The sequence below is a fragment of the Streptomyces sp. G7(2002) genome (assembly GCF_028870195.1).
Classification (GTDB): Bacteria; Actinomycetota; Actinomycetes; order Streptomycetales; family Streptomycetaceae; genus Streptomyces; species Streptomyces nigrescens.
The window spans coordinates 6,169,512-6,191,769 of record NZ_CP102609.1 but is presented as its reverse complement, the minus strand read 5'-3'; the positions used below and the strand labels follow the sequence as shown (position 1 = coordinate 6,191,769).

The window sequence follows — 22,258 nt, the reverse complement described above, 5'->3', positions numbered from 1 at the left end:
CCCGACGGCCCCCGCCAACTCAGTGCCGACGCGCCCTAGAGCAGGTGGTCGGCCTTGCCGGCCTTGATGTCACGGATGAGCATGCGGAGGGCTTCGCGGGTGTCGGTCACGTAGGCGTCCTCGGCACCGGCCACGGCGATGTAGGCGTTGCCCTGGTCATCGGTACCTATGCGGAAGCAGTTGTTGCCTTCGCCGCAGAAGGGTTCTTCCCAGTTGATGTCTCGCATGGTGACCTTTCTAGAGTGAGCGCTCGATGTTGCGGATGAAGTCACGCGAAGCCGGGACCGACAGCGACGCGTTGTCCATCCAGTCCAGATGGGCACGGTACTTCGCGAGCTGGGCTTCGGCGTGCGTGAATTCCGGGCCGTGGGCAGAGTCCAGCTGCACCGTGTCGAGCTGAGGTACGACGCCTCCGGCGTACAGGAGAGCATGTCCAGCGCCCGGGAACGCGCCGACCTCCACCGGGAGGACCCGCACGTCGACTCCCTCGCGTTCCGACACGTGGCACAAATGCTTGAGCTGGTGGCGCATGACGTCGGCTCCGCCGAACCTCATACACAGCGCTGCCTCGTGAACGTATGCCACATAGGTGGGTGGCTCAGGCCGCTCGAAGACCTGCTGGCGCTCCATGCGGTGGGCGACGCGCAATTCGATTTCGAGTCGTGTCGGCGGCGGCAAGACGGCAGTGAAGACGGCTCGGGCGTAGTCCTCGGTCTGGAGCAGACCCGGAACGTGGACCGTCTGCGTGGTGCTAATGCGTGCGGCATGCCATTCGAGCTCCGCGATATCCAGCAGCCCGGCGGCGAGCGTGCCCCGGTACCGCTCCCACCAGCCGCGCTCCCGGTTCGCGGCCATGTCGACCAGGGCGTCAACGTACGACTCGTCCGGGCAGGCGTAATTGCAGGCCAGAGTGCGCACACGATCAAGGGAGACCGGCCTGATGCCGCCCTCCATATTGGAGATCCGCGTCCGGTCGATGCCCAATAGCCCCGCGGCGTATTCGGTGGTGGCCCCGGCAGCGAGACGCATCTTGCGCAGCTCGGCACCAAGTCGCTGCTGGCGCACCGTTGGTGTGGTCCTGGTCGGCATGCAGCCCCTTCCCGCGCGGTGGTCGGGGTCAGTCTGCCTCTGCGCGGCCACGCCAGTCCATCACGGGTAGGGGTAATTACCCCTCAGCGAGGTGGACACTGTGCCAGGCACTCCCTACAGTCAGTAACGCAACGCTTACGCTCCACGCAGTCGGAAGCGCATCGCGCGAGCCTGCCCGCGACCTCCTGCCCTGGGAGAGGCGGGCCCGCGCCAGGGAGACAGGCCACTGACTGCCGTGCCATCAATCAACCCTCTGCAACAGGGAGTTGCCATGCCCGAAGCCGTGACCGTCTGCCCGCACCCCGTCGACACCCGCACACCTCGCGTGCCGGAAAACCTGGCCTATAGCCTCACCCTTCCCGCCGCGCTCGCCAGTCCGGCCGTTGCGCGCTCTGCCGCCCGTACGATCCTGGAGGCGCACGGCCTGTATGACGTGACCGCCGCCGCGATCCAGGTGATCGGTGAACTCGCGGCCTGTGCCTGCCTCTTCACGCCGTCCGACAACGTCTACCTGTCGCTGCGCTATCGCGACGACGCGCTGCGCATCAGCCTTTACGACGGGCACCCACGCCACACCCACCGCCGTCTCGCAGCGGCCTGCGACGGCAGGCGGCGGTCCCTGCTCCTGCTGCTGGCCTGTGTGATGCGTGCCTGCGACGGTGAGTGGGGGTTCGGGGCGTCCCAGGAGCCCGGCGACGGGACCCGGTTGTGGGCCGTGCTGCCGCGCAAAGGGGCGCGGGCGTACGGGCAGGTGGCGTGACGCCGAGGGGCCCCGATGCCGGGCGCACCCTCGGCGTACGCGGACGCGATGTCGCCACCCGCGCCTACACGACCAGGCTCACCAGCGCCGCCACCGCGAACCCCGCGACCGACAGCACCGATTCCAGCACCGTCCAGGACTTCAGGGTGTCGCGTTCCGAGATGCCGAAGTACTTGCTGACCATCCAGAAGCCGCCGTCGTTCACATGCGAGGCGAAGATCGAACCGGCCGAGATCGCCATGATGATCAGGGCCAGTTGGGCCGGGGACAGGCCCTGGCCCTCGACGAGGGGGACGACGATGCCGGCTGTGGTGACGATGGCGACGGTGGCCGAGCCCTGGGCTACGCGGAGGACGAGGGAGAGCAGGTAGGCGAGGACGATGACGGGGAGGCCGACGTGGTGGAAGGTGTCGGAGAGGGCGGTGGCGACGCCGCTGCCCTTGAGGACGGCGCCGAAGACACCGCCGGCGCCGACGACCAGGATGATGTTGCCCACCGGCTTCAACGACGCGGTGGAGACGGTCTCCAGGGACTTGCGGGACCAGCCGCGGCGGATGCCCAGCAGGTAGTACGACATCAGCAGGGCGATCGACAGGGCCACGAAGGGGTGGCCGAAGAACTCGATCACCGAGCGGCCGGCCGAGGGCGCCAGGGCGATGGAGGAGAAGGTCGCCAAGAGGATGAGGAGCAGCGGGGTGCCGATGATGGTGAGGACGGTGCCGAGGGAGACCGGCTCCTCGTGTGTCGTGAGGCCGGCCGCGGCCTTTTCCCGGGTGACCGCGGCCCTGGCCTCGTCGGCGGCCTCGACCATGTCCTGCGGGACGTCCACGAAGAGGCGCTTGCCGATCCAGGCCGCGTAGCCCCAGGCGGCGAGCACGGCCGGGATGCCGCAGATGAGGCCCATGAGGATGATCCAGCCCAGGTCGACCTTGAACAGGCCGGCGGCGGCGACCGGGCCGGGGTGCGGCGGCAGGAAGGCATGCGTCATGGAGAGGCCCGCGAGGAGCGGCATGCAGTAGAGGAGGATCGACTTGCCGGACCTCTTGGCCGCCGCGTAGACGATCGGGGCGAGGACGAAGATGCCGACGTCGAAGAAGACGGGGATGCCGAAGATCAGGCCGGTCAGGCCCATGGCGAGGGGTTCGCGCTTCTCGCCGAAGAGGCGGAGCAGCCGGGTGCTCAACACCTCGGCGCCGCCGGAGACTTCGAGGATCGCGCCGAGCATGGTGCCCAGGCCGATGATGATGGCGACATGCCCGAGGATGCCGCCCATGCCGGTCTCGATCAGCGAGACGGCGTCGGACTTCTGGACCGTGCCGAAGAGTTCGGTGACGGAGAGGCCGGCGGCGAGGCCCACCGCGATGGAGACCGTCAGCAGTGCCACGAACGGCTGTAGCCGGACCTTGATGATCAGGACGAGGAGCAGGGCGATGCCCAGGGCGGCGACCGTCAGCAGCCCCGCGGTGCCCGGTATCAGGGCGAGCAGTCCACCGGTGTGCGGTGGTGGTGGAGGGGCGGCCGGGGCGGCGGTCGTGGCGGCGAGGTACATGGGGGCACTCCGTTGGCAGGCAGAGGTTTTCCAGGTAGGGGGGACCGCGGCAGGGCGCCCCTACGGTGCGGGGTGCCCTGCCGTGCGGCGGATGGTGCGGACGTACTAAAGGCACAGCGGGTGGCTCACTAAAGGCGCGGCGGGTGGCTCAGCTCAGGACGGCGAGGGCGTCGATCTCGATGAGGAGCCCCGCGGGCAGACCGACGTAGACGGTGGTGCGGGCGGCGGGGGCCTCCTTGAGGCCCTGCTCCTCGAAGTAGGCGTTGTAGATCTCGTTCATCTCGGCGAAGTGCGCCACGTCGGTGAGGTAGACGCGGATCATCATCGCGTCGTCCCAACTGGCGCCGCCCTCTTCGAGGATGGCCTTGACGTTGGCGAGGGTCTGCAGGGTCTGCTCGCGCAGGGTGGGGCCGGCCGGGGTGGGGGCCTGGCCCTCGACGGCGGGGAGGAAGCCGACCTGGCCCGCGACCTGGAGGATGTTGCCCTTCTTGACGCCGTGGGAGAACTTCGCGGGCGGGGTGGTGTGGGTGGCCGGGGTGAGCGCGGTCTTCTCGGTCATGGTGTTCAGGCTTCCTCTGCGGGGTCGGTGGCTGACGGGGGGACGGCGGTTCCGGAGTACTCCCTGCTGATGGCGTCGGCGGTGCGGCGGACCAGCGGGAGCAGTCTGAGGAGTTCCTCGGCGCTGACGACGACATTCGGCGCGGAGACCGACATGGCGGCGACCAGACGCCCGTCCGCGCCGCGGACGGGGGCCGCGACGCAGTTGATGGACTCCTCGTGGCCACCGAGGTCGGTGGCCCAGCCCTGTTCGCGGACCTTGGCCAGCTCGGCGAGGAACGCCGTGGCGTGCGGGGTCGAACGGGACGTGTAGTGGGGGTAGTCGAGCTTCTCGGCGAGGGCGCGGCGCTCGGGTTCGGGGAGGTCGGCGAGGAGCAGCTTGGCGACCGCGGCGACGGTGATCGCGACGGGTTTGCCGATCCGGGAGTACATCCGGACCGGGTAGCGGCTCTCCACCTTGTCGATGTAGAGGACCTCGTTCTCCTCGTGGACCGCGAGGTGGACGGTGTGTCCGCATTTCTCGTTGAGTTCGACGAGGTGGGGGTGGGCGATCTCGCGTACGTCGAGGCTTTCGACGGCCTGCTGGGCGAGCGCGAAGAGCCGGGCGCCGAGGCGGTAGCGCTGGTCGGACTGGCGGTAGACGAAGCCGTGTTCGTGGAGGGTGCGCAGCAGCCGGAGAGCGGTGGACTTGTGGACGCCGAGCCGGTCGGCGACCTGTCCCAGGTCGGCGGGCCCCTCGGCGAGCAGCGGCAGAATGCCCAGCGCGCGGTCGACGGTCTGACTCATACCGGCACCTCGCTCCGCCCGGCGTCGCCCTCGCCCGGCGCGCGCCTCCCGGTGGTTCTCTCGCATCGCTCGTTCACTGCGTAGGTACCTCCTCGTCGGCCCTGCGGCCGGATACGTCGGCGTCGGTCCAGCCGGGACCGAGGTGCAGTCTCTCCCAGGCCGTGTCGTCGAGGGCGGCCAAGCGGTCGGCGTACGGCCGGCTCGGCGGGGTGGCGAGATCGCCGGGGACGGTGAGGGCGGCGGCGGCCCACAGATGGCCGTGCCGGAGGCGGTCGCGGTCCGGGAGGCCGCGGAGGGTGGCGGAGAGGAAGCCGGCGGCGAAGGCGTCGCCGGCGCCGGTGGCTGCCACGAGGTCGACGTTCAGGGCGGGCACGAAGGTGGCGGTGGCGTCGTCGCGGCGTCCGTCCAGCTCTCCCGTACGCCGGAGGTCCGTCTCTCCCGTACGCCGGAGGTCCGTCTCTCCCGTACGCCGGAGGTCCGTCTCTCCTGTACGCCGGAAGTCCGGCCCTCCCGTTCGCCGGAACACTGTGGCTCCGGCCCTGCCCTGTTTGACGACCAGGAGTTGCGGTTCCGGCAGTGCGCGGCGGATGGCCCGGGGACCGTGCAGGCCCCAGGCGTCCCGGGCCTCGTCGTCGCCCACGAACACGAGGTCCGCGCCACGCGCGAGGTCGAGCAGTACCCGGGCCCGTGCGGTGTCGCGCCACAGCCCCGGCCGGTAGTTGACGTCGAAGGAGAGCAGGGGGCGCCCGGGGCGGCGGGCGGTCAGTTCCCGCAGCAGGCCGAGGCAGTCCGCGGAGAGCGCCGCCGTGATGCCGGACAGATGCAGGATGCGGCCGGCGCGGAGGGCGGCCGCATCCAGGCCGTCCGCCGTCATGGCGGAGGCGGCGGAACCGGCGCGGTAGTAGGCGACTTCGTGGGTGTCGGTGGCGCGGTCGCCGGCGGTGCGGAAGTAGACGCCGGTGGGACGCAGCGGGTCGCGCCGGACATGGGCGACGTCGACGCCGCAGTCGGCGATGGCGGTCAGGAGGTGGTCGCCGAAGCCGTCGGAGCCGACCCGGGAGATCCAGCGGGTGGTGTGGCCGGTGCGGGCGAGGGTGCAGGCGACGTTGGATTCGGCGCCGCCGATGGCGCGGTCGAAGGAGGGGACGTCGGCGAGCCGCCCGGGGAGACGGGGCAGGAAGGTGACCATGGACTCGCCGAGGCAGACGACATCGACGACCGGGACGGACGCGCCGTCCGGGCCGGTGGTGCCGCTGACGTCCGGGGGCTGGATCACGATCGGTTCCGCTCCTTCGCTGCGGTGCGTGCCGGGCCGGGAGCCTCGGTGTTCCGGCCGTTTCCCGCCGTGTTTCCCACCATTGACCGGGCAATGCTGCGGATGTTAGACAGCGGTTAGCGATACGCGCAATGAGCGTTGCAGATGGTGCAACATGATCTTTTGAGGAGGCCGCATGGCCGGCGAACGGCTCGCGCAGGGACTCAAGGGACTCGCGGACGAACGGGTCGATCACCGCTTCAAGGGCCTCCCCCCGGACGCCGACGGCCGGACCGTCGGCGAGCTGGCCGCCGAGCGCCGCAACCTCTTCGGTGACGGTTTCACCACCCCCGTCCTCGCCCTCTCCGCCGAGTCGGTCGAGCACAACCTCGCCCTCATGGAGACCTACTCCACCCGGCACGGCCTGGCCTTCGCCCCGCACGGCAAGACCTGCATGGCCCCGCAGCTCTTCGCCCGCCAACTGGAGCACGGCGCCTGGGGCATCACCGCCGCCGTCCCCCACCAGGCCCGCGTCTACCGCACCTTCGGTATCCAGCGGATCTTCCTGGCCAACCAGGTGGTGGACGCGGCCGCGCTGCGCTGGCTCGCCGCCGAGCTGGCCGCCGACCCCGACTTCCGCTTCCTCTGCTACGTCGACTCGCTGCGCGGAATCGAGCTGATGGACACCGCGCTGCGCGAGGCCGGTGCGGTCCGCCCGGTGGACGTGGTCGTCGAGCTCGGCGCCGGGGAGGGCGCCCGTACCGGGGTCCGTACCGAGGCCGAGTGCCTCGAACTCGCCGACGCCATCGCGGGCGTGGACACCCTCCGCCTGGTCGGCGTGGCCGGCTACGAGGGCGAGGTCCCCGACGCCACCGCTGAGCGGGTGGACGCCTGGATGCGCCGACTGGTCGCGCTGGCCGCGGAGTTCGACAAGGCGGGCCGGTTCGCCGACCTCGACCAGATCGTCATCAGCGCCGGCGGCAGCGCCTGGTTCGACACGGTCGCCGAGGTCTTCGCCGAGATCCCGGAGCTGTCAGCCCCGGTCCTCAAGCTGCTGCGCTCGGGCGCGTATGTCTCGCACGACGACGGGCACTACCGCCGGCTGACCCCCTTCAACCGCGTCCCGGAGGAGGGCGCCCTGCAGCCCGCCTTCCGCCTCTGGGCACAGGTCGTCTCCCGCCCCACGCCCGAGCAGGCATTCCTCAATGCGGGCAAGCGCGATGCGGCGTACGACCTGGATCTGCCGCGGGCCCTGGTCGTACGGTCCGGCCGGGACGGCAGCCTGCGCCCGGCGGACGGGCTCACCGTCACCAAGCTGTCCGACCAGCACGCCTGGGTCAGCACCGAGCGGGCCGGCGACCTGGAGGTCGGCGACTGGGTCGGGCTGGGGCTGTCGCACCCCTGCACGTCCTTCGACAAGTGGCAGCTGATTCCGCTGGTCGAAGAGGACGGCACGGTCACGGACTTCATCCGCACCTTCTTCTAGGCCTGCTTCTTCCAGGACCTGCCCGGCGGGGCCGCCCCCGGCCCCGCCCGGCTCCCCGGGCCGGAGCTCCGCGCCCGCCCCCGGACCGCCGGCGGTGCGCGCCGATCCCCCGCGGCGCGCGCCGCCGGCCCCACGCCCCTGCGACCGCACGTCCCCTGGGCACCGAGGCACTGACAGAGCGAGCCGCCGAGGTACCGAGAGAGGCAGGCTTCACCATGGACACCGTGTTCCGCGACGTACGCGTCATCGACGGGTCCGGCGGGCCGTCCTACCGCGCCGATGTCGCCCTGTCCGGCGGCCGGATCGCCGAGATCCACCGCGAGTCGGACGGGGGCCCCCGTCCGGGCGCCGCCCGTGTGGTGGAAGGCCAGGGCCTCGCCCTCTCCCCCGGCTTCATCGATATGCACGCGCACAGCGACCTCGCGCTGCTGCGGGACCCCGGGCACGAGGCGAAGGCCGCCCAGGGCGTCACCCTCGAAGTCCTCGGCCAGGACGGTCTGTCGTACGCGCCGGTCGACGACCGCACCCTCGCCGAGGTCCGCGCCCAGATCGCCGGCTGGAACGGCGGAGCGCCCGGGGACACCTCCCTCGACTTCAACTGGCGCACCGTCGGCGGCTACCTCGACCGCCTCGACCACGGCTTCGACGGCCAGGGCATCGCCGTCAACGCCGCCTATCTCGTCCCGCAGGGCACCGTACGGATGCTCGCCGTCGGCTGGGACGACCGCGCGGCCACCGCCGAGGAGCTGGCACGGATGCGGCAGCTGGTCGCCGAGGGCCTGGAACAGGGCGCGGTCGGGCTGTCCTCCGGTCTGACCTACACCCCCGGCATGTACGCCTCCGACGCCGAACTGACCGAACTGTGCCGGGTGGTGGCCCGCTACGACGGCTACTACTGCCCGCACCACCGCTCGTACGGCGCCGGCGCCCTCCAGGCGTACGAGGAGATGGTGGCCCTCACCCGTGAGGCCGGCTGTGCGCTGCATCTGGCGCACGCCACCATGAACTTCGGCGTCAACGAGGGCCGCGCGCCCGAGCTGCTGGCGCTCCTGGACCGCGCGCTGGACGCCGGCGCGGACCTCACCCTGGACACCTATCCGTACACTCCCGGCTGTACGACCCTGGTCGCCATGCTGCCGAGCTGGGCGAGCGAGGGCGGTCCCGGGGTGATCATGGCCCGCCTCCGGGACGAGACGACGGCCGCCCGCATCCGGCACGTCATGGAGGTGGAGGGCGCCGACGGCTGTCATGGGGTACCCATCGACTGGGACACCATCGAGATCTCCGGTGTCTCGGACCCCGCGCTGGCTGACCACGTCGGCAAGACCGTCGCCCGTAGTGCCGCGGAGCGCGGTGAGGAGCCGTGGCAGACCGCCCGCCGGCTGCTGATCGAGGACCGCCTCGGTTCGACGATCCTGCAGCACGTCGGCCACGAGGACAACGTCCGCCGGATCATGCGCCACCGGGTGCACACCGGCGGCAGCGACGGCATCCTCCAGGGCGACAAGCCGCATCCGCGCGCGTACGGCACCTTCCCCCAGTACCTGGGCAAGTACGTCCGCGAGCTGGGGGTGCTGTCGCTGGAGGAGTGTGTCGCGCATCTGACGGCCCGTCCGGCCGCCCGGCTGCGGCTCCCCGACCGCGGCCTGGTGCGCGAGGGCTACCGCGCCGACCTGGTCCTCTTCGACCCGGAAACGGTCGCCGCCGGCTCCACCTTCGACGCCCCGCGCACTCTTCCCACCGGCATCCCGCATGTGCTGATCGACGGCCGGTTCGTGATGGAGGACGGGCGGCGGACTAGCGTGCTCGCGGGGCGGGCGGTGCGGCGGACGGCGTCAGGCCGGGGCTGAGGTCAGCCGGGCGGCGGCAGCTGCCCTTCGGCCGCGCGCAGCACCAGCCGCTCGATCTCGGGCCCGCTGCTCGTCAGATGGGCCCCCAACTGCTGGGTGAGCGCGATCCGTTCCGGTGTGACACGGCCGGCGTAGAAGACGACCGGACCGGTGTAGCGGCCCTCGCGCCGCAGCCGCCCGATGTGCTCCAGGCCCTCCCGCGGATTGGTTCCCCTGTCGATGTCGGAGACGACCATCGTCGGTGTCCCGACGGCGAGGGCGGCGTCCGCGGCCTGGGAATCCTCGGCGATCCGCACCACGGCGCCCGCCGCCCGGAAGGCGTTGACCAGCGTCTCGTTGTTCCGCGGATGGTCGTCCACCCACAGGATGTGCACACCGCGCAGCACCTGGTCAGCCGCGCGGGGTGCCGCGGTCCACGCCGGCGGCACCGTGCCGTACAGCTGCCCCTGAGGCGGACGCGCCTGGACGTACGGGGCGGGCTCCGGCGGCACCGGAGCCGGGAGCGAGGCCCCTTCGCGCAACCGCCGCAGCAGCTCGTCGGAGCGGGGCAGCGCCACCAGCCCCTCGATCAGCGAGGTGAACTCCTGGTCGGACACCATCTCCGGGAACCCGCTGGGCAGTTGGCGCTCCAGCCGGCTCAGGGTCTCGCCCCGTGCCGCGGTGCTCAGGTTCTGCTCCGGCAGGTCGTGCTCGCGCAGAAAGCGGTTCACCCGGGGCAGCTCCGCCTCGGGAACCGATTGCGGTGTCCGCAGCAGCCGGCGCACCTGCTGATAGGTACGGAACTCGGCGATCACATCGCCCACACCGGCCCCCGGGGCACCGGCCACCATCCGGTAGAAGTCGGGGTAGAAGTACTGCAGCAGCAACGTCCTGACCACCGCCTCGGGCGGGAAGTCCTCCCACATCGGATTGAGCGTCGCCTCCAGCACGAAGCCGTTCACCAGACGCTTGATGCGGCGCGGATTGCGGGCCGAGCGCTCCGCGAGCAGGGTGGTCAGCCGCTCGTCCAGGAGCTGGTCGATCCCGACGGCGCGGGCGCAGCGGTCGATGTACTCCCGGACACCCCGCTGGTCGGGGACCGGAATGCGATAGCTGGTCTGGAAGATTTTTTCCATGAAGGCCGAAGCGGCGGGCGACAGATCACGTAACAGCCCGTTGGGCGCCAGCGCCGAACGGTCGCAGCCGATGACGAACTCCAGCCCCGGCACGTCCAGATAGACCTTCACCGCCTCGCAGACGGCGAGCACCGTCTCCTCCGAGCAGCGGTCGAGGTCGTCGATGAAGACGACCAGGAGCCGGCGCGGCCGGAAGTCGTCGGTCTGCGACCACTCCTGCACCAGTTCCCCGATCGCCCCGCGCATCTCGTTGCGGGCCTGGGAGTTGACGGACAGGCTGCGCCACAGCTCGTCGACCAGGCCGGCCACCCCGAGCGGCCCGGCGGCGACCGTCAGCACGGACCGTACGGCCCGCAGCAGTGCGCGCCGCTCGGAGATCCGCTGCAGTCCGCGCCGCAGCACCCGCCGGTCGAACCGCATCAGTACGGACTTGATCAGCCCTTCCAGCGCGTCGGCGCCGGTCGAGGTCCAGGCGTTGTACCAGACGGTGTGCACCTCGGGGGCCTGCGCCAGCTCCGCGTCGACCAGCCGCATCAGGCTGCTCTTGCCCATACCCCAGCCGGCGTCGACGGCGAGGGTGAAGGGGGTGGAGTCGCGGGAGGCAACCAGGAGCCCGGCGAGGCGGCGGGCGGCCCGGCCGGCGCCGAGCAGATCCGCTCCGGACTCGACCACCGGCTCATCGTTGAGCAGCGCGAACGGGCCGGGTGACGAGGGTGCGGCCAACAGCGGTGCGGCAGCCCCCCCCCCCCGTCACCGGGCGTGAGGAACTCCACACCGTCCGCTGATCAACGTGGGGAAAAACACCGGGCGGCCACCGAAACACGCCCGTAAGGTGGCGGACATGCAGGTGATCCAGTCAACGAAGCTCTCCAACGTCTGCTACGAGATCCGTGGCCCGGTGCTCGAGGAGGCCATGCGGCTGGAGGCGGCGGGTCACCGCATCCTCAAGCTCAACACCGGAAACCCGGCAGCGTTCGGCTTCGAGTGCCCGCCCGAGATCCTGGAGGACATCCTCCGCACGGTCGGGACGGCGCACGGCTACGGGGACGCCAAGGGCCTGCTCTCCGCCCGCCGCGCGGTGATGCAGCACTACCAGACGCAGGGCATCGACCTCTCCGTCGACGACATCTACCTGGGCAACGGCGTCTCCGAGCTGATCCAGATGTCGATGCAGGCCCTGCTGGACGACGGCGACGAGGTGCTGGTCCCAGCCCCGGACTATCCGCTGTGGACGGCGTCCGTATCGCTCTCCGGCGGTACGGCCGTGCACTACCGCTGCGATGAGCAGGCGGACTGGATGCCGGACCTCGCCGACATCGAGCGCAAGGTCACCGACCGCACCAAGGCCATCGTCGTCATCAACCCGAACAACCCCACGGGTGCCGTGTACGACGACGAGCTGCTGCGCGGTATCGCGGAGATCGCCCGCCGGCACAACCTGATCGTCTGCGCCGACGAGATCTACGACAAGATCCTCTACGACGGTGTCACCCACACCCCCTTCGCCTCGCTCGCCCCCGACCTGCTGACCCTGACCTTCAACGGGCTGTCCAAGTCGTACCGGGTGGCGGGCTACCGCAGCGGCTGGATGGCGGTCTGCGGCCCGAAGGCACATGCCTCCTCGTACATCGAGGGGCTGACGATCCTCGCCAATATGCGGCTGTGCGCCAATATGCCGGCCCAGCACGCGGTGGCCACCGCCCTCGGTGGCCGTCAGTCGATCAACGATCTGGTGCTGCCCGGCGGCCGGCTGCTGGAGCAGCGCGACACGGCGTACGAGCTGCTGACACAGATCCCGGGCGTCAGCTGCGTCAAGCCCAAGGGCGCGCTGTACGCCTTCCCGCGGCTGGACCCCAAGGTCTACAAGGTCAAGGACGACCGGCAGATGGTGCTCGATCTGCTGCGCGAGGAGAAGATCATGATCGTGCACGGCACCGGCTTCAACTGGCCGGAGCCCGATCACTTCCGCCTGGTCACGCTTCCCAGCAAGGACGATCTGGCCGATGCCGTCACCCGGATCGGCTCCTTCCTCGACGGTTACGGACAGTACTGACCCGGAGCAATTTTCTGTACGCGCCACAACTTTAGACAGTGTCTAAGCTAGGATGGTCTCCTAGACGTTTTCAGGAGGCCGTCCCATGTACGAACCGATCCGCACCAAGTCGGTCCACACCATGGCCGCCGCCCCGGAGATCCCGCACCGCTCACGCGAACAGGAGCTGGACATCCGGCTCGCCGGACAGCTGACCGCCCTGCTCACCGTCACCGATGAGCTGCATGCGCTGGCGACGCGGACGGACGGCGGCGCGCAGGGCACCGGGCCGGACGGTGCCGCGCTGGACGGTGCCGCGCTGGCCGCCGCCGCCGAGCGCATCGCCGAGCAGGTCGCGCGGCTGAGCGGCGGCCACTATCCGCTGCGCGCCGAGCCCACCGACGGCGGCGCCCCGGCCCGGACCGAGGCCCTCCAGCAGCGCGCTCACACCCTGGCCGGGAACGCCCTTGCGGTCGCCACCTCCCGGGGCGACTCCGCGGCCATGGCCCTGGCAGCGGAGCGGATGGAGGCCCACACCGCAGCACTGCGGGACCGGGACCTCGCCACGGCCTGAGGCCGGGGGGCGGCGGGACGTCGCTGAGGCCGGGGGCGGCGAGACGTCGCGGCCTGAGCCCGGGGCGGACGGGACCCCGCGGCCTGGAGGCGCCACGCCCCCGCATCACTCCACCGGCCCAACCGGCCGGCATCTCTTTCTGCGCACGGTCCGTGGCGTCGCCCGGTCACAGGGCGGGCGCCCATGCGCCGGGCACCCACGAGCCGGGGCCCCGCACCTCTCGTGCGGGGCCCCGGCCTGGGCGGTGTGCGCGGCGGTGACTAGCCGAGCCGCTGGACCAGTGCGCGGTACTCGTCCCACAGCTCCTTCGGCGTGTGGTCACCGAAGGTGTTGAGGTGCTCGGGGATCAGCGCCGCCTCCTCGCGCCACACGTCCTTGTCGACGGTGAGCAGGAAGTCGAGGTCGGCGTCGTCGAGGTCGAGGCCCTCGGTGTCCAGCGCCTCCTTCGTGGGCAGCACACCGATGGCGGTCTCGACGCCCTCGGCCTTGCCTTCCAGCCGCTCGACGATCCACTTGAGCACCCGGCCGTTCTCGCCGAAGCCCGGCCACACGAAGCGGCCCTTGTCGTCCTTGCGGAACCAGTTGACGTAGTAAATCTTCGGCAGCTTGGACTGGTCCTTGTCGGCACCGACCTTGACCCAGTGGCCCATGTAGTCGCCCATGTTGTAACCGCAGAACGGCAGCATGGCGAACGGGTCCCGGCGCAGCTCGCCGACCTTGCCCTCGGCCGCGGCGGTCTTCTCGCTGGCGACATTGGCGCCCATGAAGACCCCGTGCTGCCAGGTCAGCGACTCGGTCACCAGCGGCACGGCGCTGGCGCGACGGCCACCGAAGAGGATCGCCGAGATCGGCACGCCCTTGGGGTCCTCCCACTCCGGCGCGATGATCGGGCACTGGCCGGCCGGGACGGTGAAGCGGGCGTTGGGGTGGGCGGCCGGGGTCTCGGACTCCGGCGTCCAGTCGTTGCCCTTCCAGTCGGTCAGATGGGCGGGCTTCTCCTCGGTCATGCCCTCCCACCAGACATCGCCGTCGTCGGTGAGCGCGACATTGGTGAAGACGGAGTTGCCCCACATCGTCTTCATGGCGTTGGCGTTGGTGTGCTCGCCGGTGCCGGGCGCGACACCGAAGAAGCCGGCCTCGGGGTTGATGGCGTAGAGGCGGCCGTCCTCGCCGAAGCGCATCCAGGCGATGTCGTCACCGATGGTCTCGACGGTCCAGCCGGAGATCGTCGGCTCCAGCATCGCGAGGTTGGTCTTGCCGCAGGCGCTCGGGAAGGCGGCGGCGACGTACTTGGACTCGCCCTGCGGCGGGGTGAGCTTGAGGATCAGCATGTGCTCGGCGAGCCAGCCCTCGTCACGCGCCATGACGGAGGCGATACGCAGCGCGTAGCACTTCTTGCCGAGCAGGGCGTTGCCGCCGTAGCCGGAGCCGTAGGACCAGATCTCGCGGTCCTCGGGGAAGTGCGAGATGTACTTGGTGGAGTTGCACGGCCACGGCACATCGGCCTCGCCCTCGGCCAGGGGCGCGCCCAGGGAGTGCACCGCCTTGACGAAGAAGCCGTCCTCGCCGAGCTCGTCGAGGACCGGCCGGCCCATGCGCGTCATGGTGCGCATCGAGACCGCGACATAGGCGGAGTCGGTGATCTCCACGCCGATCGCGGAGAGCGGGGAGCCGAGCGGGCCCATACAGAACGGGACGACGTACATCGTCCGGCCGCGCATCGCACCGCGGAAGATGCCCTGCTCACCGGCGATGCTGCCGTCTCCACCGGTAAAGATGGCCCGCATTTCGGCGGGGTCCTTCCAGTGGTTCGTGGGGCCGGCGTCCTCCTCCTTCGCGGAGCAGATGAAGGTGCGGTCCTCGACACGCGCCACGTCCGAGGGGTCGGAGGCCGCGTAGTACGAGTTGGGGCGCTTGATCGGGTCGAGCTTCTTGAACGTGCCCTTGTCGACGAGCTCCTCGCACAGACGCTCGTACTCCGCCTCCGAGCCGTCACACCAGACGACCCGGTCGGGCTGGGTGATCGCTGCGATCTCGTCGACCCAGGAGATGAGCTCCTGGTGACGGGTGAGGACGGGGGGAGCCGCGTTGTCGCGCGCCACGATCGCTCCTAGATGAGGGTGTGGACGAATTTATGCCCGATTTAGCCGGGAAAATCCGCTTCTTTAGATGTCTACCCCTTGGGGGCTGCGACCCGGATGCTTCGTGACCGCTCATCCGGTGCCGACCGCACTCATTTGATCATCCGACCGTTATGGGGTTCTGTCCAGAGGGCGCCTTCGTGACCGTCACCACTTCGGCACGAATCCGTAACTTACGGTCGCGTAGGTAGCATTGCGCCATGACTTCCGCGCCCGACGCCGCCGAGAGCCAGCCCCCCTCCGCTCCGCCCGCGATCGCGGCGGTCGCCGCCGTGGCCGCACCCCTCAAACCCAGACTCCGCGGCTGGCTCCACGCCGGAATGTTCCCCGCCGTGCTCCTCTCCGGCGTCATACTCACCGCCCTCGCCGACAGCCCCCGCGGCCGCCTGGCCTGCGCGATCTACACCATGACCGCCTGTCTGCTCTTCGGGGTCAGCGCCCTTTACCACCGCGGCAATTGGGGCCCGCGCGCCGACGGCGTACTGCGCCGGCTCGATCACGCCAATATCTTCCTGATCATCGCGGGCACCTATACGCCGCTGACGATGCTGCTCATGCCAGGCTCCCGCGGACAGACGCTGCTCTGGGCGGTCTGGGCGGCCGCACTGGCCGGGATCCTCTTCCGGGTCTTCTGGGTCGGCGCTCCACGCTGGCTCTACACCCCCTGCTACATCGCCATGGGCTGGGCCGCCGTCTTCTTCCTGCCCGACTTCCTGCGCACCGGCGGCGTCGCCGTCCTCGTCCTGGTCATCGTCGGCGGGCTGCTCTACAGCGCCGGCGGCGTCATTTACGGGCTCAAGCGCCCCAACCCCTCACCCCGGTGGTTCGGCTTCCACGAGGTCTTCCACTCCTTCACCCTGGCGGCCTTCGTCGTGCACTACGTCGGCATCTCCCTGGTGGCCTATACGCACTCCTGAGGCACCCCGGCCCGAGCGGCCGGCACCCCCGATCCCCCGCGCCCCGTGGCCGCGGCCTTCCCGGCCGCGGCCATGCGCCGTATCGGGACCTCCGCAGAACCAGGGTCGTCGCGGAACCGGAACCTTCACGGAACACCTCCCCACCCCCTGCACCTCACTCACAGTAACCATTCCCATGCCACAGCGTGACACACCCCACCGACAGTCAAAGCCGTGGAATGTCCGCGGCGCCGCTGACGGCCGTCTTGAGGCCCAACTCCCGTACGGGGCCGTACCCGCACGGGCCCGGCCGTGGCCTCCGGGACACCTGATGCCTGACAATGCTGCGCATGGTCTCCGCACGTACCTCTGCCACCACGCCGCCCGGAACTCCGAAGGTCGGGCTGCGGGAGCGGAAGAAGATCCAGACCCGGCAGGCGATCCGGCGGGCCGCCTACCGGCTCTTCGAGGAGCAGGGGTACGACGCGACCCCCATCGATCAGATCGCCGAGGCCGCCGATGTCTCGCCGAGCACGGTCTTCCGCTACTTCCCGACCAAGGAAGACATCGTGCTCACGGACGAGTACGACACCGTCTTGGAGGCCGGACTGCGGGCCCGTCCCGCGGACGAGCCGATGGTCGAGTCGATGCGGCGGGTCACGGTCGAGGCGCTGCGCGAGATCGCCGCTGCCGACCGCGGCGAACTCGTGCAGCGCATCCGGCTCATCCGTGAAGTCCCCGCGATCCGGGGCCGTACGGCCGAGAACACCGCCCGGGACGCCGCGTTGATCAGCGCCGTGCTGGCGGAGCGCACCGGCCGCCCCGCCGGTGATCTGGAGCTGCGGGTGATCAGCGCAGCGATCCTGGCCGCGCTCCAGGAGGCGATGCTGAACTGGGTCGAGGGCGGCGAGAGCGCCGAACTGGAGGCGCTGATCGACCAGACGATGGACGTGCTGGCGCGGGGCCTCACGCTCTGACGGCGGGGGTGCCCGGGGCCGGCGCGTCCGCCAGCCGGAAGAGCGCGCCGCTGTCCGCCCCCGCGCGTACCGTGCCGCCCGGTGAGGCCGGCTCCGTCACCCCGGCCTCCGGTTCGCCCAGGCGCGCCGCGAGTCGCGCCCGGAGGTACGACAACCGCGCGATACGGGCATCCAGGTCGGCGAGCCGGCGCCGGGCCACCGCCTCCACCGCCGCACAGCGGCCCGGGCGGGGTTCTTGAGAGAGCAGGTCCGGCACCTCGTCGGCCGGCACCCTGCCCAGCAGATGGGCGAAGGCCCGCACGTCCCCGACCGTCAGCCCCGCGTCCCGGAGCTCGCGCACCGCCCGCAGCCGCCGGATGTCCTCCTCGTCGTACACCCGGTGGCCGGACGGCGTCCTACGGGCCGTCACCAGCCCCTGCTGTTCGTAGTAGCGCAGCGCCCGCGGTGTCATTCCGGCAGCCGCAGCGGCGTCCCCGATGCGCATCTCCCCCTCCTTCGTCGCAGTGCTCAGTCCACCCGTTCCGGGCCCGGACGGCGCCCCGCACGCCCCCGACCACCGGCGTTCCGTGCGCTTTCGCTGGGCACGGCCGTGTCCCGCCCGCCCCCGTTGAGTACGTGCTCGATCCCTGCCGCCCCGTGGAGCAGGTCTTCGTCCGCGCCGGATCCGCCGATGAGTTGGAGTCCCAGCGGCAGCCCGTTGGCGGCGTGCCCCGCGGGCAGGCTGACGGACGGCAGTCCGGCGTTGCTCCACGGCAGGCACATGATCGAGGCGCCGGTGGTGGTGAGACCGGCGGGCGCGGGCCCGGTGGCCGACGGGGAGATCCACAGGTCGATACCGGCCGCGGCGCGGTCGGCCGCGAGCCGTGCGCGGAAGGTGTTGCGCCGTGTCCGGGCCGCCTCGTAGGCGGCGTCCTCGATGGTCCGGCCCTCCAGGATGGCCGCCGTGGTCTCCTGGCGATAGCGGTCGCCGAAGCGGGCGAACCAGTCCTGGTGCGCCCGCGCCACTTCGTAGCGGTTCATCGTGCGCAGCTGCTCCACGATCTGCTCGAAGTCGTCCATCACCGGCACCTCGTGGACGGCATACCCCGCGGACCGCAGCAGCTCCCGCTGCTCCTCGAAGGCGCGCAGGGCCTCGTCGCCGGCGCGCTCCAGGTAGGGACCGGCCGGCACGCCCAGCACCGGGCGGGGCCCGCGCCCCGCCGGATCCCTCCACCGGGCACTCCGGCCGGCTTCGTTCGGCGGGTGTCCCCTCTGCCACCCGTCGACCAGCGCCGATGCCGCCAGGGCGACACCCGCCACCTCCGTGGCGTAGCAGCCGAGGGTGTCGAAACTCGCGGCGTTGGGGATCACCCCGTCGACCGGTATCCGCCCGTAGCTCGGCTTGAAGCCGACCACTCCGCAGTACGCGGCGGGCCGGATCATCGAGCCGACGGTCTGCGTCCCGATGGCCAGCGGCACCATCCCGGCGGCTACGGCGGCCGCCGAACCGCTGCTCGAACCGCCGGGCGTATGCGCCGGGTTGTGCGGATTGCGGGTCGGGCCCGGGGCCGTGACGGCGAACTCCGCGGTGACGGTCTTGCCCGCGACCAGCGCACCGGCGGCGCACAGCCGGTCGACGACGGTGGCCTGCGGGCCGCCGAGCGCCTCGGGCGGCAGCGCCGAGCCCGCACGGGTGGGCAACCCGTCGACCTGCACGATGTCCTTGATACCCACGAGGACGCCATGGAGGGCGGGCCGGCCGGCGGGGCCCCGCACATCGGCGGCCGCCCGTCGCGCCGCCTCCAGAAGCCGGCTACGCCGCCCTTCCTCGGGCACGAAGGCCCGCACCTGCGGATCGACGGTGTCGATGCGGTCGCACGAGCGGTTGACCGCGTCGACGGGGTCGTCCGTGCCGGCCCGTAGCGCCGCGGCTTCCTGGACGAGTGATCGCTTCCTGAGCAAGTTCGTCACACTGCGAGGCTACAACCGGCCTCTGACAGCGCCGGGTTCCTCACTCCGCCACGCTCTCCCGGCGCCCGTGCTCACAACTCCACGAGTACGGCGCCCAGATGGCGTCCCTCGGTCAGCTCGCGCAGTGCCCGCGGCGCCTGCTCGATGCCGTGCAGCCGGGTGTGCGGGAAGGTGAGGGTGCCGTCGCGCAGCCCCTCGCCGAACCGCTGGTTCCACTCGGGGACCAGATCCATGTGCGCGTGCAGGGCGACACCGCGCAGGGTGATGTTGCGGGCGAGCAGCGAGAGGGTGTCGATCTCGGTCGTATGAGGCTTGCCGTCCTCGGACAGCTGGCTGGACAACGCCCCTACGAGGGCGAGCCGGGCACCCGTGTTGGCGACGGCGATGGCGGCCCTCAGCTGTTCGCCGCCGACGTTGTCGAAGAGCGCGTCGATGCCTTCCGGGGCCGCCGCCCGCAGCTGCTCCTCGATGGGTCCTGCGCCGCGGATCACCACCGCGTCATAGCCGAATTCCTTGATGAGCCGGTCCGCTTTCTCCTGCGACCCGGTGCTGCCGATCACCCGGGCGGCGCCGCGCAGCCGGGCGACCTGACCGGCCAGGGAGCCCACGCCGCCGGCCGCCCCGGTGACGAAGACCGTGTCCCCGGGGCGTACTTCGGCACCGCGCACGATGCCCATCCAGGCGGTGGGGCCCTGGGAGAGGTAGGCGGCCGGGTCGGGCATCAGGCCGGGGTCGCACCGGTGTACCCCGTCGGCGTCCAGCAGGGCGTATTCGCGCCAGCCGAGGCGGTGTTCCACCAGGTCGCCGGGCGTGAGGTCGGTCCCCGGGGCGGCGACGACCTCGCCGAGGGCGGGCCCGTTCAGCGGCTCGCCGACCTCGAAGGCGGGCACCGGCACGACATTGTTCTCGTCCATCAGCGTGCGCATCACGGCGGCGACGCCCATCACGGTGTTGCGTACCAGCACCTGGCCGGGTCCGGGTTCCGGGACCGGCACCTCCACGATCTCGAAGAGGTCATCGGTGACCGGCCCCTGGGGGCGGGCGGTCAGGCGGACTTCGCGGTGTGTGCGGTGTGTCATGCGCCGAGGCTAGAACTTGACGCGCACGTCAAGGGCAACTCCGTCGCTGGTCCTAGGACCGGCGGCGGGGCCCCTGGGACGGCCGCCGATCCGGGCGTCCCAGGGGCCCGCGGCTCATCCCCGGAGTCGCTCCGCCAGCTCCTCCGGGTCGGTCGTCGGCCGCTCGCAGGTGAAGTGGCGGCAGACATAGGCGGCCGGCCGGCCGTCGACCAGAGGGCGGTCCTGGAGGAGCGGTACCTCGTCGGCCCCGGGGGCGCCCAGCGCGACGGCCGCCCCCGGGGCGGTGCCGAGCAGCGCGGCGCGGTGCAGCGCCACGGTGGCCGGATCGCCCTGCGGGCCGACGACCGCGACCTCGCGCGGCCCGTCCAGTGCGGCCTCGGCGACGGCCAGACCCCATCCGATGAAGCGCGGGGCCCGGCCGCCGAGCGCGGTGACGATGCCCAGGGCCCGCTCCGCGGCACCCCGGTGGAGGTCACTGCCGGTGAGCGCCGCATACGAGAGCAGGGCGCCGGCCGCCGCGGTCCAGCCGGAGGGCGTCGCATTGTCGGTCGGGTCCTGGGGGCGGCGGATCAGCGCCTCCGCGTCGGCCGCGGTGTCGTAGAGCGCGCCGTCCTCGGTGGTGAACTGGAGCAGCACGGTGTCCAGGAAGAAGCCCGCGAACTCCACCCAGACGCCCTCCCCGGTGACCGAGGCCAGGGTGAGGAAGCCCTCCGCGACATCGGCGTAGTCCTCCAGGACGCCGGAGTTGGCGCCGGGGGTGCCCTCGCGGGAGGTGCGGTGCAGCCGGGCGTGCCAGTCCATGTGGACGCGGACCAGTAGGTCGGCGGCGTCGGTGGCGGCCTGGATCAGATCCGGCCGGTCGAAGTAGGCACCGGTCTCGGCGAGCGCGGCGATGGCCAGGCCGTTCCAGGAGGCGACGACCTTGTCGTCGCGGCCGGGGCGCGGGCGCTCGTCCCTCGCCGCGAGCAGCCGCCGCTTGACGGAGGCCATCCGTTCGGCGTCCACCGGGCCTTCGGTGTCCGGGAGTTGGAGGACCGAGGCGCCCTCCTCGAAGGTGCCCTCCTCGGTGACGCCGAAGGAGGCGGCGGCGAATGCCGCGTCCTCGTCGCCCAGTACGGCGCGCAGCTGCTCGGGCGTCCAGACGTAGTAGGCGCCCTCGACGTGCTTGCCGGTGCCCGAGCCGTCATCGCTGTCCGCGTCCAGCGCGGAGGCGAAACCGCCCTGGTCGGTACGGAGTTCGCGGACCATGAAGTCGGCGGTCTCGACGGCGATCCTGCGGGCCAGGTCCGAGCCGGTGGACCGCCACAGATGGGCGTAGGCCCGGCACAGCAGGGCGTTGTCGTAGAGCATCTTCTCGAAGTGCGGCACGGTCCAGGTGGCGTCCACCGCGTAGCGCGCGAAACCGCCGCCGAGCTGGTCGTAGATGCCGCCGCGGGCCATGGCCGCGCAGGTCGCCTGCACCATTTCCAGGGCTCCTTCGGAGCCAGTGCGGGCGTGGTGGCGGAGCAGGAATTCCAGCGCCATGGACGGCGGGAACTTGGGCGCCCCGCCGAATCCGCCGTGCACCGCGTCGAATTCGCGGGTCAGGCCCATCAGGGCGCCGTGCAGCTCCTCGGGGCGCGGCGGCCGCCGGTCCGCGGGCAGCGACTCGGTCAGGGACCGTCCGGCGAGGTCGGCGACGATCCGGCCGGCGACCTCGCCGACCTCGTCCCGGCGGTCGGCCCAGGCGCTGCGTACGCCGTCGAGGATCTGCCCGAAGGACGGCATGCCGTGGCGGGGCTCGGGCGGGAAGTACGTACCGAAGTAGAAGGGCTCGGCGTCCGGGGTGAGGAAGACGGTCATGGGCCAGCCGCCCTGGCCCGTGGCGGCCTGCACGGCCTCCATGTAGACGGCGTCGACGTCCGGGCGCTCCTCGCGGTCGACCTTGACGGACACGAAGTGCTCGTTGAGCAGCGCGGCGGTGGCCGGGTCCTCAAAGCTTTCGTGGGCCATCACATGGCACCAGTGGCACGAGCTGTAGCCGACGCTGAGCAGCACCGGCACCCCGCGCCGCCGGGCCTCCTCGAACGCGGCGGCGGACCACGGCCACCAGTCGACGGGGTTGTCGGCGTGCTGGAGCAGATACGGGGAAGTCTCATGGGCCAGGCGGTTCGGCATGGGT

At 71.3% G+C, this 22,258-nt stretch carries 19 protein-coding genes; 7 read left to right on the top strand and 12 right to left on the bottom strand.

Annotation, left to right across the window (positions count from 1 at the left end; genetic code table 11):
* Positions 1–35: 35 nt before the first annotated feature.
* Together NUT86_RS26400 and NUT86_RS26395 are read right to left on the bottom strand one after the other, a co-directional pair.
* Positions 36–227 (bottom strand): hypothetical protein, encoded by a 192-nt coding sequence (locus NUT86_RS26400; protein ID WP_274737894.1) that lies wholly within the window; start codon positions 225–227, stop codon positions 36–38.
* Between the two features lie 10 nt (positions 228–237).
* Positions 238–1,089, bottom strand: a complete 852-nt coding sequence (locus tag NUT86_RS26395; protein WP_274737893.1) for a helix-turn-helix domain-containing protein — start codon at positions 1,087–1,089, stop codon at positions 238–240.
* A gap of 271 nt (positions 1,090–1,360) precedes the next feature.
* Here NUT86_RS26395 and NUT86_RS26390 point away from each other — a divergent pair, with 271 nt between their 5' ends.
* A complete protein-coding gene (locus NUT86_RS26390) occupies positions 1,361–1,849 on the top strand; it encodes an ATP-binding protein (RefSeq protein ID WP_148591692.1) in 489 nt (162 codons plus the stop codon).
* A gap of 64 nt (positions 1,850–1,913) precedes the next feature.
* On the opposite strand, the gene NUT86_RS26385 is transcribed toward NUT86_RS26390, so the two are convergent.
* The 4 genes from NUT86_RS26385 to NUT86_RS26370 form a co-directional block, all read right to left on the bottom strand.
* A complete protein-coding gene (locus NUT86_RS26385) occupies positions 1,914–3,398 on the bottom strand; it encodes a GntP family permease (RefSeq protein WP_018089289.1) in 1,485 nt (494 codons plus the stop codon).
* Between the two features lie 148 nt (positions 3,399–3,546).
* On the bottom strand, positions 3,547–3,957 hold the full coding sequence (locus tag NUT86_RS26380; protein ID WP_093637477.1) for a RidA family protein: 411 nt from the start codon (positions 3,955–3,957) through the stop codon (positions 3,547–3,549).
* Positions 3,958–3,962: 5 nt separating this feature from the next.
* Positions 3,963–4,742: an IclR family transcriptional regulator gene (locus NUT86_RS26375; RefSeq protein ID WP_018089287.1), complete on the bottom strand. Its 780-nt coding sequence runs from the start codon at positions 4,740–4,742 to the stop codon at positions 3,963–3,965.
* Between the two features lie 73 nt (positions 4,743–4,815).
* Positions 4,816–5,931: a sugar kinase gene (locus tag NUT86_RS26370; RefSeq protein ID WP_446750835.1), complete on the bottom strand. Its 1,116-nt coding sequence runs from the start codon at positions 5,929–5,931 to the stop codon at positions 4,816–4,818.
* A gap of 262 nt (positions 5,932–6,193) precedes the next feature.
* Here NUT86_RS26370 and NUT86_RS26365 point away from each other — a divergent pair, with 262 nt between their 5' ends.
* Positions 6,194–7,483 carry an amino acid deaminase gene (locus NUT86_RS26365; protein WP_018089285.1) on the top strand — a complete coding sequence of 430 codons (1,290 nt, stop codon included), beginning with the start codon at positions 6,194–6,196 and terminating at the stop codon, positions 7,481–7,483.
* Positions 7,484–7,698: 215 nt separating this feature from the next.
* On the top strand, positions 7,699–9,333 hold the full coding sequence (locus NUT86_RS26360) for an N-acyl-D-amino-acid deacylase family protein (protein WP_274737888.1): 1,635 nt from the start codon (positions 7,699–7,701) through the stop codon (positions 9,331–9,333).
* Positions 9,334–9,335: 2 nt separating this feature from the next.
* On the opposite strand, the gene NUT86_RS26355 is transcribed toward NUT86_RS26360, so the two are convergent.
* On the bottom strand, positions 9,336–11,171 hold the full coding sequence (locus tag NUT86_RS26355; protein WP_274737886.1) for a P-loop NTPase fold protein: 1,836 nt from the start codon (positions 11,169–11,171) through the stop codon (positions 9,336–9,338).
* A 118-nt stretch (positions 11,172–11,289) separates the two neighbouring features.
* On the opposite strand from NUT86_RS26355, the gene NUT86_RS26350 reads away from it, so the two are divergent.
* Together NUT86_RS26350 and NUT86_RS26345 are read left to right on the top strand one after the other, a co-directional pair.
* On the top strand, positions 11,290–12,501 hold the full coding sequence (locus NUT86_RS26350; protein ID WP_018089282.1) for a pyridoxal phosphate-dependent aminotransferase: 1,212 nt from the start codon (positions 11,290–11,292) through the stop codon (positions 12,499–12,501).
* Between the two features lie 85 nt (positions 12,502–12,586).
* Positions 12,587–13,054 (top strand): SCO4983 family protein, encoded by a 468-nt coding sequence (locus NUT86_RS26345; RefSeq protein ID WP_274737884.1) that lies wholly within the window; start codon positions 12,587–12,589, stop codon positions 13,052–13,054.
* Between the two features lie 260 nt (positions 13,055–13,314).
* Here NUT86_RS26345 and NUT86_RS26340 read toward each other — a convergent pair whose 3' ends face one another.
* A complete protein-coding gene (locus tag NUT86_RS26340; RefSeq protein ID WP_266439088.1) occupies positions 13,315–15,156 on the bottom strand; it encodes a phosphoenolpyruvate carboxykinase (GTP) in 1,842 nt (613 codons plus the stop codon).
* A gap of 239 nt (positions 15,157–15,395) precedes the next feature.
* Here NUT86_RS26340 and trhA point away from each other — a divergent pair, with 239 nt between their 5' ends.
* Positions 15,396–16,112 (top strand): PAQR family membrane homeostasis protein TrhA, encoded by a 717-nt coding sequence (gene trhA, locus NUT86_RS26335; protein WP_018089279.1) that lies wholly within the window; start codon positions 15,396–15,398, stop codon positions 16,110–16,112.
* 329 nt (positions 16,113–16,441) lie between these two features.
* Positions 16,442–17,068 carry a TetR/AcrR family transcriptional regulator gene (locus NUT86_RS26330; protein WP_266439084.1) on the top strand — a complete coding sequence of 209 codons (627 nt, stop codon included), beginning with the start codon at positions 16,442–16,444 and terminating at the stop codon, positions 17,066–17,068.
* On the opposite strand, the gene NUT86_RS26325 is transcribed toward NUT86_RS26330, so the two are convergent.
* The 4 genes from NUT86_RS26325 to NUT86_RS26310 form a co-directional block, all read right to left on the bottom strand.
* Complete coding sequence (locus NUT86_RS26325; RefSeq protein ID WP_274737880.1) at positions 17,058–17,552, bottom strand: MerR family transcriptional regulator; 495 nt, start codon at positions 17,550–17,552, stop codon at positions 17,058–17,060. The genes NUT86_RS26330 and NUT86_RS26325 overlap by 11 nt on opposite strands.
* A 23-nt stretch (positions 17,553–17,575) precedes the next feature.
* Entirely contained in the window at positions 17,576–19,018 is a 1,443-nt protein-coding gene (locus NUT86_RS26320) for an amidase (protein ID WP_274737879.1), read from the bottom strand.
* A gap of 71 nt (positions 19,019–19,089) precedes the next feature.
* On the bottom strand, positions 19,090–20,097 hold the full coding sequence (locus tag NUT86_RS26315) for an MDR family NADP-dependent oxidoreductase (protein WP_274737878.1): 1,008 nt from the start codon (positions 20,095–20,097) through the stop codon (positions 19,090–19,092).
* A gap of 114 nt (positions 20,098–20,211) precedes the next feature.
* Positions 20,212–22,254, bottom strand: a complete 2,043-nt coding sequence (locus tag NUT86_RS26310) for a thioredoxin domain-containing protein (protein ID WP_274737877.1) — start codon at positions 22,252–22,254, stop codon at positions 20,212–20,214.
* Positions 22,255–22,258: the final 4 nt, after the last annotated feature.